The sequence below is a fragment of the Bacteroides sp. GD17 genome, from assembly GCF_038448625.1.
Classification (GTDB): Bacteria; Bacteroidota; Bacteroidia; order Bacteroidales; family Bacteroidaceae; genus Bacteroides.
Genome location: NZ_JBCEZS010000001.1, coordinates 345,907 through 359,846, shown reverse-complemented (window position 1 = coordinate 359,846; position 13,940 = coordinate 345,907). Strand labels below are relative to the sequence as shown.

The window sequence follows — 13,940 nt, the reverse complement described above, 5'->3', positions numbered from 1 at the left end:
ATGAAGAAGGAGAAATTTTACGTCGTTTGGGCAGGAGTCAATCCGGGCATTTACACATCCTGGACGGAGTGCCAGTTGCAAATCAAGGGCTACGAAGGAGCGAAATTCAAGTCGTTCGAGACACGCGAAGAAGCAGAAAGGGCCTTTGCTGCTTCGCCATACGATTACATCAAGCGGTCTGCCTCTCCTACAAACGTCCCTAAAAGCGCAGATGCTCCCCTCCCCGCTGCCGTCATAGAGAACAGCCTTGCAGTAGATGCTGCCTGCAGCGGAAATCCCGGAGCAATGGAGTATCAAGGCGTACACGTGGGCAGCCGCCAGCAGGTTTTCCACTTCGGACCGATGTATGGCACAAACAATATCGGAGAATTCCTTGCCATCGTCCACGGCCTTGCCTTGCTCAAACAGAAAGGCTTCGACATGCCTATTTATAGCGATAGTGTAAACGCTATCAACTGGGTAAGGCAGAAGAAGTGTAAGACAAAACTACCACGCGAACCCAAGACCGAAGAACTTTTCTTATTGATAGAGCGCGCCGAGAAGTGGCTGCGCGAGAACACTTATACTACCCGCATCCTGAAATGGGAGACCAAGCAGTGGGGAGAAGTACCTGCCGACTTCGGACGGAAATAAGATGCATACGAAGAGATAAGATGCATGTTTAATGCTGCAAAACCTCTGCAAAGTTACTGCAAACCTATTGCAGAACTACTGCAAACCTATTACAGAGGTACTGCAAACAAGTTGCAGCGACACTGCAATATAGTTTGCAGCAGGACTGCAGCATGTTTGCAGTGTCGTTGCAACAAGTCTACAGGATCGTTGCAACAAGTTCACAGGACCTTTAAAAGCAGAGTATCTCAACTACATATCTTATATCGAACGCATGTTACAATGATTCAATGAGGGTGTATAAGGAATAAATAATCCTTATACACCCTCAAGTTTTCTTATACACCCGTAATCATCAGTAAGTGAATGAATTGTCTGCCGGGTGTAGGATGTAGGAGAAAGTTCTAAAAAACAAATGGAGAGAAAGATGTGCAATCAGGCGAGTGACTGCATGTCATTCAGCCTCTTATAGTAGCCGTTCTTTGCCAAAAGTTCCTCATGCCGGCCGCGTTCCACGATTTCTCCCTCGTAGAGCACACAGATTTCATCGGCATTCTTGATGGTACTGAGGCGGTGGGCAATGGCAATAGTGGTACGTGTCTTCATCAACCGCTCCAAAGCCTCTTGCACTAGGCGTTCACTCTCCGTATCGAGTGCGGAAGTAGCCTCATCGAGTATCAGTATGGGCGGATTCTTCAAGATGGCGCGGGCAATACTGATGCGCTGGCGTTGTCCGCCAGACAACTTACCGCCGCGGTCACCGATATTTGTCTGATAACCGTTCTCCGTCTCCATGATGAAATCGTGGGCATTGGCAATCTTCGCCGCCTCGACGACTTGCTCCATCGTTGCATTCTCTACACCGAAAGCGATGTTATTGAAGAAGGTATCATTGAAAAGGATAGCCTCCTGGTTTACATTTCCTATCAGCGCACGCAGGTCGTGGATGCGGAAGTTCTTGATATTCACGCCGTCTATCGTTATTTCTCCCGACTGTACGTCGTGATAGCGCGGCAACAGATCGACCAGCGTAGACTTGCCGGAACCGGACTGGCCGACCAGAGCAATCGTATGTCCTTTCGGTACAGTCAGATTGACGTGCTTCAGCACTTCCCGCTTTCCGTCGTAGCTGAAAGACAAGTCTTTAAACTCAATCCGATCGTTCATGCCATGCAGAGGCATCGGGTTAGCAGGCTCCTTTATCGGGTTCTCTGCTTTCAGAATCTTATCGACACGCTCCATAGACGCCAGACCTTTCGGGATGTTGTATCCTGCCTTGGCAAAATCCTTCAACGGATTGATGATGCTGTATAATATAACCATGTAGAAGATGAACGTGGAAGCCTCGATAGAAGAAGATTCTCCCAGAATCAGCATACCGCCGAACCAAAGCACCAGCACTATCAGCAACGTACCGAGGAATTCACTCATAGGATGGGCAAGTGCCTGGCGCATAGCAACTTTGTTAGTTGCATCGCGCAGCTCGTTGCTGCATTGCTTGAAGCGGTCCACCATCTTGTCTTCGGCAATGAATGCCTTGATGATGCGCAATCCGCCGAGCGTTTCTTCCAGCTGAGACATGGTGTCGCTCCATTTGCTCTGTGCTTCCAAAGACTTACGTTTCAGCTTCTTGCCGACTTTCCCCATCAGCCAGCCCATACCGGGCAGCACCAGGATGGTGAACAGCGTCAACTGCCAGCTGGTGACAATCAAGGTCGAGAAATAAAGAAGTATCAGAATCGGATTCTTCAGCAACATATCCAGCGAACTGGTGATGGAGTTTTCAATCTCGCCCACGTCACCGCTCATACGGGCAATGATGTCTCCTTTCCTCTCTTCGGAGAAGAAGCCGAGCGGCAGATGCATTACTTTGGAATAGACCATGATACGGATATCGCGCACTACGCCCGTGCGGAGGGGAATCATGATGGCCGAGGAACCGAAGTAGCAGGATGTTTTCAGCATCGTCATGAAGGCAAGGAAGAGTCCCATGAACAGCAATGTCATAGTCGGCCCGTGTGTTTCTATCATCCGGGTGACGTAGTAGTAGAAGTTATTCACCGCAACTTCTTTCAAGCTGCCGGCTCCCCACTCCATAAACTGATAGACTTGTGTATTATCGCCCGTCTTGAAAAGGATATTCAGGATAGGAATCAATAGCGTAAATGAGAAAACGTTGAATATAGCGGATAACACATTGAGCACAATTGCCCAGCCGATATAGTTCTTATAAGGCGACACAAAGCGCCGCATCAGTTGCAGGAATTCCTTCATTGCTTGTGATTAAGTGAATTATGGGGGGCAAAGATACAAGAAAACGGGGGAATGGAAAAGAGTTTCACATTATTTCTATTTAAACCCTGTAGATGCACTCGAACATACCTTTAAATTTCTTGGACACTTTGCAATAAAAAACGCTGGCGTGGGTCAGAACATAATAGATTTCTTCTCCTTGCTTGTTGGGGACGATATTAATGAATTCCAACCGGAGGAACAAAGAAAAAGGTAGGAAAGTTGAAAGTGACCACACCCGGTATGTCAGTAAATGATATAAAAGATGTACATTTGCACCCGACTAATCGAAAACTTATTTTACTACATGAGAAAAGCAGCTATTACAACCATATCCGTCCTTTTCATTCTTCTGTTCATCGCCTGTGATAATCAAGCAGACTACAATGAATGTCTGATTAAGATAGACTCCCTCATCACGCTGAAACCAGACACGGCTCTGTCTATGCTCAAAACACTCCCGATGGACAGCCTGCAAACCCAAGCCGATAGTGCCTATTATGCCCTTTTGATGACGGAAGCAAAAGACAAGAATTTCATTATCCAAACCGACGATTCCCTGATACAATCAGCCTTGGCCTACTACAATAGGACAAACGATCTAGAAAAGCAGGCAAGAGCATACTATTATTCAGGGTGTGTCTACCGGGACTCCAAAAAGAAGAAAGAAGCTATGACTCAATACCTCATGGCACAACCTTTAGCCAAGGAAGCTGGAGAGAAACGTCTATTAAGTCTTATCTACAACAATATAGGATATCTATATTATGCACAAGATTGGAATGAGCAAGCAGACTCTATCTTTCAATTGACAGAACAAATGGCCATCCAACTGAAAGATTCCATACTTCAGGCAGAGGCACTATCACAGCAAGGATTAATCCGAATGGAAAAGGGAGAAGCATTCTATCCCGAGGCCGAAAGAATGATGCTAAAAGCGCTTGACATCGCCGAAAAATTCTCCAACATACAATTAAAAAGAAACATATTTTCATCACTAAGTCAATTATACAATTGGATGGAAGATGGAGACAAATCAATAGAATTCGCCAAACGGAATCTTAGCATACAAAAAAATCGTGCAACATGCTACGAAGCCTATAAATTTCTTGGAAGCGCATATTACCAAACATCACAATATGATTCCGCCCTCTACTATCTGCAAAAATCCCTCTCCACAGTAGACTATGCCACCAAGGCCGGAGCCTACATGTATCTGGCAGATATAGCCAAAGAACAAGGAGATTTAGCCACCTCCTTAGAAATGGAGCGCAATTACTCTGCTTATTTGGACAGTATGCGAAAAAGCCGCCAGCCCCATGACATCATTGATGCAGAAAAGAGACAGCAAATCACACAACAAAAAAAGAAGTACGACTCTTCAATCAATGAACGTACCTACTTCTTCCTTTTTTCAGTTGGAATCATTATTACCATAGCCTTCTTTTCATCAAAAAGGTATCGTAACCGCGCCAAACAGCTACAAAAAGATAAAAATAAAATAGCTACCGAGCAAGCCAGTATACAAGAGCAATATAGACAACTCAGACAAGAACTGCAACATAAAGAAGAAAGAATAATATATCTGCAAAACGAAATAGAGAAATACCATAACGACGAAACACAAAAACAAAGGCTATGTAGCGAACTAAATACACTAAATACAGAAAGAAACAGTTTACTGAAAGAAAGCTTCAACCATTCAGATGTAAACAACAAGATGAAGCACATCATCCTTTCCTACCAAAAGTCTGATAAATCGGAAGAAGCAATGGAAAAAGAAGATTGGCTGCAACTGATTGCAGAAACCGACCGTTGCTGGAATAATATTACCTTGCGCCTGCAATCGGAATACGATCTGACAGAAGAAGAAATCCACCTATGTTGTTTATACCTGACAAACCTTCCGATTAAACATTTGGGCTACTTGCTGAATTGCACCCGAGATACCATCTACAAAAAAGCAAATCGTATTTTGGAGCAGAAGATGGGACTCTCACACAAAGAAACCTCCTTGAAAGAAACCCTGAAAAGTTCTATTTAGATGATTCCCTTACATTTTATACATATATAAGGCATTATACGACCCAGATTATACACTTTTTATACACCCTTGCTTTAAATGAAACAATAATTTTGCGGCATTAATAACCTCAAAAGTATATTATAATGAAAAAGTTTTTTGTATTATTCGTATTACTGATGACCGGCGTTATTGGCATCCATGCACAAGAAGGTCTCAAATGGGGAGCAATGGCAGGTATGAACTCCAGTGATTTCTCCACCGATGGTTTTAGCAGCAAGGTAGGTTTCCATGTCGGCATCAAAGCAGAGAAGGAGTTATCTCAGATAGCCCAAGGTGTTTATCTCGACATGGCTGCACTACTGTCCCTGAAAGGAGCACAAGTAAATGGAGACGATGCATCCCTAAAGTTCAATCCTTACTATTTAGAAATACCCATACACATGGGCTATAAGTATGCCGTGAATGACAACATTGCCGTATTTGGTAACTTTGGCCCTTACTTTGCAGTCGGACTCTTCGGCAAGGTGAAGGCAACTGGATATTTGATTGACGAATCAAACATTCATGATTCCGCTAAGGTTTTCGGAGACGATGCCATGAAGCGTTTCGACTTCGGTCTCGGACTAAAAGCCGGAGTTGAATTCTGCCAAAAGTATCAATTTTCCATCGGATATGACTGGGGACTGATTGACAACGTAGAAAATGGCGGAAACAAGAACCGTAACCTGATGTTATCATTGGGATACTTCTTCTAACCAGGAAAAAGACATGGAATAAAAGCTCCTTCTGAAAACAAACAATCAAAACATTTGGAGGGGGTTACTTATTATCATACCTTTGCACATTATTAATCAAATGTTTACCTAAACTAAACTACATTTATGTCGAATAATTTAGCAATTGTCATTCCAGCCTATAAAGATGCATACCTTGACAAAACCCTAAATTCTTTAAGTCAACAAACTGATAAGAATTTCGTTGTCTATATCGGAGATGACAATAGTCCTTATGAGCTAGAGAAGATCGTCAATAAATATTTAGAGAAGCTAAACATTACTTATCGACGCTTCGACACTAACTCAGGAGGTACGAATCTTGTCCGACAATGGGAAAGATGCCTTCAGTTGATGCAAAATGAGGAATTTTTCTGTTTATTTTCAGATGATGATATTATGGAACCAACATGTATAGAGAAGTTCCACGAAACTCTAAAACAGAAAAGCGATTTTGATGTTTTCCACTTTGATATCGACATCATAGACGGCAATGAAAAGATAGTAAAGCGATGCAATGAGTATCCTTCCGTTTTATCGGTAGAGGAGTATATGCGCCTTTTATATACCTATCAGATTGATGCACGAATGCCCGAGTTTATTTTTAGAACTGATCATTTTTATCAATCGGGCGGATTTATCAATTTCGATTTAGCTTATCGCTCAGATAATGCCACTGTAATAGTAAGTGCAAAAGAGAAAGGCATCTATACTATTCCTAATGCCAAAATTCTTTGGCGAGATAGCGGCATAAACATATCTTCAAGCCACAACAGCTCTTTAAAAATAAGAAGAGCATACGCCACCATTGACTTTTTCAATTGGCTTGAGCACTATTACTCGCAGCAACCGGAAGATTGCCCGTTCAATCTGGAAGAAAGGCTTAAACTGATTATCTCCGACATTCTCACTTTAACAGATTGTGTTCCGCAAAAGAAGCTATACAAAGCACTGAGGAAAATAAATAGGGCAAAGTGGAATTACTTTCTATACCTGCGCTGCAAAATTTATATTATGATTACATTGCGCAAAAGCAGAAAACATAAAAAATACTTCTTATACATTAAAGAGCATTGTCTTACTCCTTATTCAAAAAAGAAATAGATATGAACAAGATTGCATTTGTTGTTGTAAGATATGGAAAAGATATCAATGGAGGTGCTGAATTCCATTGCAAAATGCTGGCTGAAAGGCTGGTTGGTAAATATCAGGTAGAAGTTCTGACTACTTGTGTCAAGAACTACGTTACCGGAGATAATGAGTTTCCCGAAGGAGAAGAAAATATCAACGGGGTTATCGTGCGCAGGTTTAAAGCTGCCCCTATTAATAAAGAGAAAATTTACTCCTATATGCGAGGAGCAAAGCGAGCGCGCAAATTAAGAAAGTTTCTATATCAAACATATCTTTTACCGCTAGTTTCGCTCTTTTTCCCTATTTGGACATATAGAAGAAAATATGAAATAAACGCGCTCAATAGTAATGTGTTCTATTCACCTGCACTCTTTTCATTTATCAAAGAGCACAAAAAGGAATATAGAGCAATTATTCCAATATCTTTAGATTACCCTCAAGTATATTACACTGCACTGTATGCGCCGGAAAGGACATTGGTTATTCCCACCATGCATTATCACAGTGTTTCATTCCGTTCCATCCTAACCAACGTATTTACCAAAGTTGCTTATATAGGTTTCAATACCAAGGCTGAAGAAAAATTAGGGAAACGGATTTTTGGTCCTGCCATGTCTCGGCATGGAATTATCAGCGTGGGTATTGATGTAGCAAGCCCTGCGGACTGGACTATAACCACTGCCAAATACCAGCTTCCACCGGAGTACCTGCTATATGTAGGAAGAATAGACCGCAACAAACTGCATCACATTTTTGACTATTTTACTACTTACAAGGAAACATACAAAGATTCGAAACTGAAGCTTGTAATGGTCGGCGGCCTTTTTACAGAACCTTTTGTACATCCCGATATCATATACACTGGTTTTGTTGATGAACACGAAAAGACGGCAATCATTCAACATGCAAAGATTGTAGTAAATCCCTCAAAGTATGAAAGTTTATCACTTATTTTGCTTGAAGCAATGAGCATGAAAAAAGCCATGCTAGTCAATGGACTTTGCAATGTATTAAAGGAACATTGCAAGAAGAGTAAACACGCTGCCCTAGCGTACTTCAGCAAACAAGACTTTATCAAAAAACTGCATAAAATAGACTCTTCAGAAAAACTTAGAATCCAAATGGGAGAAAAAGGGGCCAGTTATGTCCAGAAGAACTACAATTGGGACTTAATATTACAAAGATTAACTAATTGCATAGAATATATAGGCAAGAAAAATGATTGATATTGTTTGCAACATAGATGAAAATTACGTTGAGTATTGCGGTGTAATGCTTAGCAGTTTGTTTATTCACAATCCACAAGAGGATTTCAGAATACATGCTATAAACAGTAATATCAGTTCAACGCAGCAGAACAGACTGACAACATTCTGCCAAAAATTTAACACCAGCATTTTTTTCTATAATGTAGATTTCTCATCCATAAAAGACTTTCCTATTAAAGAAAAGGATCACTTAAGCCTTGCCGCTTACTTACGTCTTTTCATGAGCACGCTTATTCCTGAAAATATCGATAAAATATTATATCTGGATTGCGACTTAATAGTAACAAGTTCTATTAAAGATTTATGGGAAACAGATATAAATAACGTTTCCGTAGCCGCCGTTGAAGAAAGGCCGCCATACGATATAGATGCACCTACGGCATTAGGATACCCGGTCGAATATTCTTACTTTAACTCAGGTGTCATGCTCGTCAATCTGAAAGCATGGAGAGAAAAGAACCTACTGGAATGTTGCAAGAAGTTTATCGCTGACAATTACGATATTATAAAACTACACGATCAAGATGTATTGAATGCTTTATTATACAAAGAACGAAAGTTTCTATCCATCAAATGGAATGTTATGGACTTTTTCCTATTCACAAAGCCTTTAATACAGACGAGGAGAATGAATGATTTGCACACAGCTATCGAAAATCCGGGTATCATCCACTTCACAGGCAAGCGTAAACCTTGGTCACATCGCTGTGACAGTCCATATAGGAATCAATATCTAACGATAGCCCGGCAATATGGTTGGAATGTAATAACTGCTAAAGAGTCCATATACTATCATATACGCAGTTTCTGGTACTTCTTATTGACAAGAACGCACATACAAAAAAGACGTACAATAGCTCTTAAAAAATAAAACTTAATACCTGTAACGTTTCGATTTAAAGAAAGATCTTATGAAGCGGTATATCTTTCTGTATGTAGTCAAGTGGTAATAAATAAAATGGAGTTTCAACGACAAAGCAATGCCCAAACGTGAATATCCAACATAATCAAATTCATGCATTTTAGCAAGTACATCATTTATAACTTCATCTATAGAAGACGAAGAGTTGAGCATCAAAGTATGATCTATCAAACGTATGCCACGACGTAATACATATACAGCAGCCTCATCCCAAATACTTTTTTCAAGAACAAAATTGGCTTGTTCGTATACACTCAAAAAAAGATTATGTTCTTTCAAAGGATCATATTTACTCTGCATTGCACTCCCACTACGGACTACATAATGGTATTTAGGTGTTTCCTGCATGACCACTTTCTTTGTCCTGTAAAATATCTTATATGAGATTGCAATGTCTTCAAAGATTCTGTTGGGTGGGAAAAGAATATCCTCAAACAATAGACGCTTATATAGTTTATCCCACACATAATTCCGTACTCGTTTATCCTCCACTAAAGCACGAATAGCCTCATCACGCGAAAATACAGTAAGACTGTTTGATTGGTATTTTACAATTGCACGACCTGATTTTTCTATCCAATGCGATGAAATAGCAATGTCCGCTTCATTCTCTTCCAGCAAACGGTACAAGGATTCATACATATCTTGTTCAATCCAATCATCACTATCTACAAAGCCGAGATACTCGCCTTGAGCAACAGAAAGTCCTTTATTTCGCGCAACACTCTGTCCCGCATTCGGCTGGTGGAATACCTTTATACGAGTATCTGATTGAGCATACGAATCGCATATCTCTCCCGAACCGTCGGTAGATCCATCATCGACCACGATTATCTCCAGATTCTTGTAAGTCTGTCCGCAGATTGAATCCAGGCATTTCTTCAGATAGTCTTTTACATTATAGACCGGTACTATAATGCTTATTAAAGGCAATTCTTCCGTATTCCCCATTATTGTGTGTGATGGTTACCATAGCCCCAAGGTGGACATCAGAGGATAACCAATCTTCCATCTCAATTTAAATTTCCGCACCAGATTCCATGGTTTCGTTCTGGTTCTGCCCTGATAATACCAAATATAGTTATTCACAGCGTCCAGCACACGGGCAGAAGACTCCCCATCCAAATGTGCCTCATGCTTATGTACATACGCACGAATCTGTTCCATCAACTCAGCCGGACGAGAGATTGCTTTCTCCAAAGCACCTTCAACAGCGTTTATATCCGTAACATCCAGCAAATGCTTACCGGGCATGGTATTACGATAAGTCACCACCGGCTTATCCAGCATCATAAACTCTACAATCACAGATGAAGCGTCAGACAAAAGCACATCTGCACGATTCAGCAAATTGGCATCCACAATGCCGTTTTCATGGAAAGTCACATTGGGACAAGCACTTGCCAGTGCCTTATATTTTTTGAGTACAGCCGAATCATTGAATTTAGGATGGAAAGAAATAATCCAATCCCAATCTTTCTCCTTAACCAGCCGCTTGATAGTCTCAAACAGATAGGGAGCAGAAGTAATATCTTTCGTGAACGTTGTTGAATACAGAACTACCGGACGGGCATTATGAGAAGTATTTGCACGCTCCTTCACAAAGGTATCCGCCTTGCACCACCCCGTCTCGTATACTTTGAAGAAACCATACTTACGCTCAAGTTCCTTAAACGGCAATGTACTCGTTTCGCCTTGCGTGCAATAAATATCGAACCAACCGCGGACAGAGAAATGGTCGTCCTTCTCGTCGCCACGCTTATTGATGGGGTAGCCATGGAAGAGTGAAACTTTCACTCCAGGAAAGAAGTCATAAATATAGTTACCCGGTGCAAAAACTGCAATCGGCTGATAGTCCATCACCTCTTGGACAGAGTGCAACCATCTTTCACTTTTCTCTAACATAACCGGGCAATCAGGCTCAATAAACCACGCAACATCATCTCCCCTGCTCCAAATCTCATCCTGAAGCGGACGAAGGATAGGGTAAGAATATGCTACCGAAACGAAAAATAAATAATGCTTCTTCATAAATCTACAAATGTCGTAGCGACGACAAGCGTCACCAAGTTACCAATAGAACAAAACGTTAAGTCAAAATCTCAAAATCTATAGTTGCCCTGTATCTTTGCTTTAAACGTCTGCAAAGTAAATACAAGAATTTGTCATATACTGCATGAAAGCAGAAAAAAAAATGACTTTTATCAATATTTTCATCAAAACCTATGGATATGCAACGCTTTGTCCCTCAAAATATTTATCTTTGCACCCCAATACTAAATAGTTGTTTTATGATAAGAAACCTTTTTCATTGCTCTGGTAACCAGCAAAGGGCAACAGATAAAGTGGCTCTTTTGTTCGGAATCACCATTTTTTTCAAATTCTTACTATTCGATCTTATATGGAGCATACCGACTACGTTCGCTTCATTCTCGACCATCGAATTTTATGCTACGAAAATAATCGCAACTCTTATACTGCTTGTACCCTATAAGTTTTTCCGTCTTTGGAAGACAGAAATCGTCATCATGTTCTTGCTGGATATACTACTGATAATCAACTTGATGTATTTCCGCACATACTACACCGCCATCCCCCTTAACAGCTATGCCTTATCAGGGAATCTTGCCGATTTTACCGGAAGCGTCTACGATTCCTTCCGCTGGTATGATATTCTTTTCCCCATTTCCACCATTGCTAATATTCCTCTTTATCTACGCTATAAGCATTCTTCAAAGAATGTCTCACACCTCTATTACGAAGGCGCCTTAGGTTTCTGCATTCTCCTGTTTGCCATAACCATCATGACCAAAGGGGGATTCAAAGAATCGTACGACAAAATTCGGCAACAATCTTATTTATGTGCAAGTACCACTTCCATATATACTGTATTCGGCAATCTGTATTACGATTTGATAAACCAAAAACAGGAACCTACTCCACAGATACAGCATGAAATAGAGAGCTGGCTGAACCAAAGACCGGAACATCATCCGCTTGCCGGACATATAAGTGTACGCAATAACTGCATCGTCATTCTGGCAGAATCGCTGGAAAGCTGGGTACTGGAAACCGAAGTAGAAGGACAGGAAATCACCCCCTACCTCAACAAACTGCTGAAAGATTCCACCACATTGTATGCGCCCCATATGCTGACTCAGGTAAAGGGAGGGCGTTCCATCGATGCACAGCTGCTGCTCTGTGCCGGCATGCTTCCCATTAATAGCGGCACATACAGCAGCCAATATCCCGACCATACGTACGGAACCCTGCTGAAGGCCATGCATCAGAAGAAAAATTCACGCAACTATCTGCTGACCATAGACAAAGTATCTACCTGGAACCAGGGAGTGATAGCCTACAGTTTCGGCACCGATACAATTATCGCCTATCATGATTTCGAACTGACAGAAGCCTTCGGCACGCATAAACGCACCGGAGACGGTTCCTTCCTGGCACAGTGCCGCCAAAAGATAGAAAACGGAGAAATCTGGAAGAAAGGTGAAAATGTATATATGCAGCTCGTCACTTACTCCGGCCATGCACCTTTCAAATTGCCCGAAGAGCTGAAAGAGGTTTCCTTCTCATCTGCCATTCCGCAGAAAATGAACGACTACATGACCACCGCACGTTATACCGACAAAGCGATAGGCAAGTTTGTTGAATACCTGAAGACTCTTCCCCAATACGACGAGACCCTTATCGTCATCACCGGTGACCATGAAGGACTGGCTACTTACCGCAAGGAGCTATGCGAAGCACCCGGCGGCAAAGGCGTCGTGTCCGACAAAACATTTACTCCATTCATTGTTGTAAACTCCCCTGTAGGTATGCGTTATGATAAAGTAATGGGGCAGATAGATATGTATCCTACCCTACTGAACCTGTTGCAGCTGGACGATTACTACTGGAGCGGCTTGGGGCAAAGCATCCTCGACCCGCAAAAGAAAGGGTTTGCCATCAGTCCACAGTTGGAAGTGGAAGGAACAGATGCCACGCCCGAAGATATTGAGTTCGCTAAAAAAGCATACGACATTTCGGATCTGATGATACGCTTTGACTATCTGGGCAAACACTCAAAATAACTGGAATCATGAAGATACATATTCATCCACATTATACAGCTTACGAAAGTTTCATCCGGACTATCCCATCAGGAGAATATGAACAGGAAGAAATCTATTGCAACCGAAGGAATACCGTGGAGAGAGTGCGGTTCGGCGACAAAGAATTTGTAATCAAAAAATACAAAAGACCCGCTCTTATAAATTGCTTCATTTATACATGGATTCGCAAAAGTAAGGCGCGCCGCGCTTTTGAATATGCAGAATTGTTTCTACAGCGTGGCATTGATACCGCCTTTCCGGTAGCTTATATCGAGATTAAGAAGAACGGTTTCTTCCATACCGGGTATTTTATCTCCGAATATATTCCCTATCCACTCGTAGCAGACATTTATGAGACAGAAATAAATGAAGAAGAGAAACAGAAACTGACAAATGATCTCGTTTCATTCACCCTCCAGCTGCATCTGCATAAGATTGTGCCTTTGGACTATAACCCCAGGAATATATTCTGCCATAAAGTAGACGGCAATTATCATTTTGCACTGATTGACATCAACCGCCTGAAACTGGGTAAAGTTCCCGGCATCAGGGTGTCCATGAATGCATTCAGCCAGTTGAATGTACAGCCCGAGGATTTTATGAAAGTAGTCCCCCAATATGCCGAGAAGAGAGGGTTCGATATTGAAGAATGTATCTTTTTCATCTTGTACAACCGATTGAGGTGGAGAAAAAAGAGAGACCTTAAAAAGTACATCAAGCGCAAACTACATTTCTAAAAAACACTCAAAAGCATTCAGCTTTATACCTTTTCAGATTAGAATTAAGCAAAATGTCGTATCTTTGCAATAA

At 41.6% G+C, this 13,940-nt stretch carries 11 protein-coding genes; 8 read left to right on the top strand and 3 right to left on the bottom strand.

Annotation, left to right across the window (positions count from 1 at the left end; all coding sequences use genetic code 11):
- Complete coding sequence (locus tag AAE250_RS01205; protein ID WP_294595375.1) at positions 1 to 633, top strand: ribonuclease H family protein; 633 nt, start codon at positions 1 to 3, stop codon at positions 631 to 633.
- 414 nt (positions 634 to 1,047) lie between these two features.
- Here AAE250_RS01205 and AAE250_RS01200 read toward each other — a convergent pair whose 3' ends face one another.
- Complete coding sequence (locus AAE250_RS01200) at positions 1,048 to 2,886, bottom strand: ABC transporter ATP-binding protein (protein ID WP_294595376.1); 1,839 nt, start codon at positions 2,884 to 2,886, stop codon at positions 1,048 to 1,050.
- 325 nt (positions 2,887 to 3,211) lie between these two features.
- On the opposite strand from AAE250_RS01200, the gene AAE250_RS01195 reads away from it, so the two are divergent.
- The 5 genes from AAE250_RS01195 to AAE250_RS01175 all read left to right on the top strand — a co-directional run bounded on the left by AAE250_RS01195 (position 3,212) and on the right by AAE250_RS01175 (position 8,973).
- Positions 3,212 to 4,948, top strand: a complete 1,737-nt coding sequence (locus tag AAE250_RS01195; protein ID WP_294595377.1) for a tetratricopeptide repeat protein — start codon at positions 3,212 to 3,214, stop codon at positions 4,946 to 4,948.
- Between the two features lie 125 nt (positions 4,949 to 5,073).
- The gene (locus AAE250_RS01190) at positions 5,074 to 5,685 is read left to right on the top strand and encodes a porin family protein (protein ID WP_294595378.1); all 612 of its coding nucleotides are present in this window, start codon (positions 5,074 to 5,076) and stop codon (positions 5,683 to 5,685) included.
- A gap of 126 nt (positions 5,686 to 5,811) precedes the next feature.
- Complete coding sequence (locus AAE250_RS01185) at positions 5,812 to 6,807, top strand: glycosyltransferase family A protein (RefSeq protein WP_294595379.1); 996 nt, start codon at positions 5,812 to 5,814, stop codon at positions 6,805 to 6,807.
- Complete coding sequence (locus tag AAE250_RS01180) at positions 6,804 to 8,060, top strand: glycosyltransferase family 4 protein (RefSeq protein WP_446715717.1); 1,257 nt, start codon at positions 6,804 to 6,806, stop codon at positions 8,058 to 8,060. The genes AAE250_RS01185 and AAE250_RS01180 overlap by 4 nt, the downstream gene beginning before the upstream one ends.
- Positions 8,053 to 8,973, top strand: a complete 921-nt coding sequence (locus tag AAE250_RS01175) for a glycosyltransferase family 8 protein (protein WP_294595382.1) — start codon at positions 8,053 to 8,055, stop codon at positions 8,971 to 8,973. The genes AAE250_RS01180 and AAE250_RS01175 overlap by 8 nt, the downstream gene beginning before the upstream one ends.
- Positions 8,974 to 8,976: 3 nt before the next feature.
- Here the strand turns inward: AAE250_RS01175 and AAE250_RS01170 are convergent, their stop codons facing one another.
- Complete coding sequence (locus AAE250_RS01170) at positions 8,977 to 9,975, bottom strand: glycosyltransferase family 2 protein (protein WP_294595383.1); 999 nt, start codon at positions 9,973 to 9,975, stop codon at positions 8,977 to 8,979.
- A 15-nt stretch (positions 9,976 to 9,990) separates the two neighbouring features.
- Positions 9,991 to 11,055: a CDP-glycerol glycerophosphotransferase family protein gene (locus AAE250_RS01165; RefSeq protein WP_294595385.1), complete on the bottom strand. Its 1,065-nt coding sequence runs from the start codon at positions 11,053 to 11,055 to the stop codon at positions 9,991 to 9,993.
- 260 nt (positions 11,056 to 11,315) lie between these two features.
- On the opposite strand from AAE250_RS01165, the gene AAE250_RS01160 reads away from it, so the two are divergent.
- On the top strand, positions 11,316 to 13,109 hold the full coding sequence (locus AAE250_RS01160; protein WP_294595387.1) for an LTA synthase family protein: 1,794 nt from the start codon (positions 11,316 to 11,318) through the stop codon (positions 13,107 to 13,109).
- 8 nt (positions 13,110 to 13,117) lie between these two features.
- Positions 13,118 to 13,867 (top strand): lipopolysaccharide kinase InaA family protein, encoded by a 750-nt coding sequence (locus AAE250_RS01155; RefSeq protein ID WP_294595389.1) that lies wholly within the window; start codon positions 13,118 to 13,120, stop codon positions 13,865 to 13,867.
- Positions 13,868 to 13,940 lie beyond the last annotated feature (73 nt).

What these genes read in the sequence shown, in the direction of transcription:
- AAE250_RS01190 (WP_294595378.1), top strand. Translation starts at nt 5,074, where the DNA reads ATGAAAAAGTTTTTTGTATTATTCGTATTACTGATGACCGGCGTTATT.
- AAE250_RS01170 (WP_294595383.1), bottom strand. Translation starts at nt 9,975, where the DNA reads ATGGGGAATACGGAAGAATTGCCTTTAATAAGCATTATAGTACCGGTC.
- AAE250_RS01160 (WP_294595387.1), top strand. Translation starts at nt 11,316, where the DNA reads ATGATAAGAAACCTTTTTCATTGCTCTGGTAACCAGCAAAGGGCAACA.
- AAE250_RS01185 (WP_294595379.1), top strand. Translation starts at nt 5,812, where the DNA reads ATGTCGAATAATTTAGCAATTGTCATTCCAGCCTATAAAGATGCATAC.
- AAE250_RS01195 (WP_294595377.1), top strand. Translation starts at nt 3,212, where the DNA reads ATGAGAAAAGCAGCTATTACAACCATATCCGTCCTTTTCATTCTTCTG.
- AAE250_RS01165 (WP_294595385.1), bottom strand. Translation starts at nt 11,055, where the DNA reads ATGAAGAAGCATTATTTATTTTTCGTTTCGGTAGCATATTCTTACCCT.
- AAE250_RS01155 (WP_294595389.1), top strand. Translation starts at nt 13,118, where the DNA reads ATGAAGATACATATTCATCCACATTATACAGCTTACGAAAGTTTCATC.
- AAE250_RS01205 (WP_294595375.1), top strand. Translation starts at nt 1, where the DNA reads ATGAAGAAGGAGAAATTTTACGTCGTTTGGGCAGGAGTCAATCCGGGC.
- AAE250_RS01200 (WP_294595376.1), bottom strand. Translation starts at nt 2,886, where the DNA reads ATGAAGGAATTCCTGCAACTGATGCGGCGCTTTGTGTCGCCTTATAAG.
- AAE250_RS01175 (WP_294595382.1), top strand. Translation starts at nt 8,053, where the DNA reads ATGATTGATATTGTTTGCAACATAGATGAAAATTACGTTGAGTATTGC.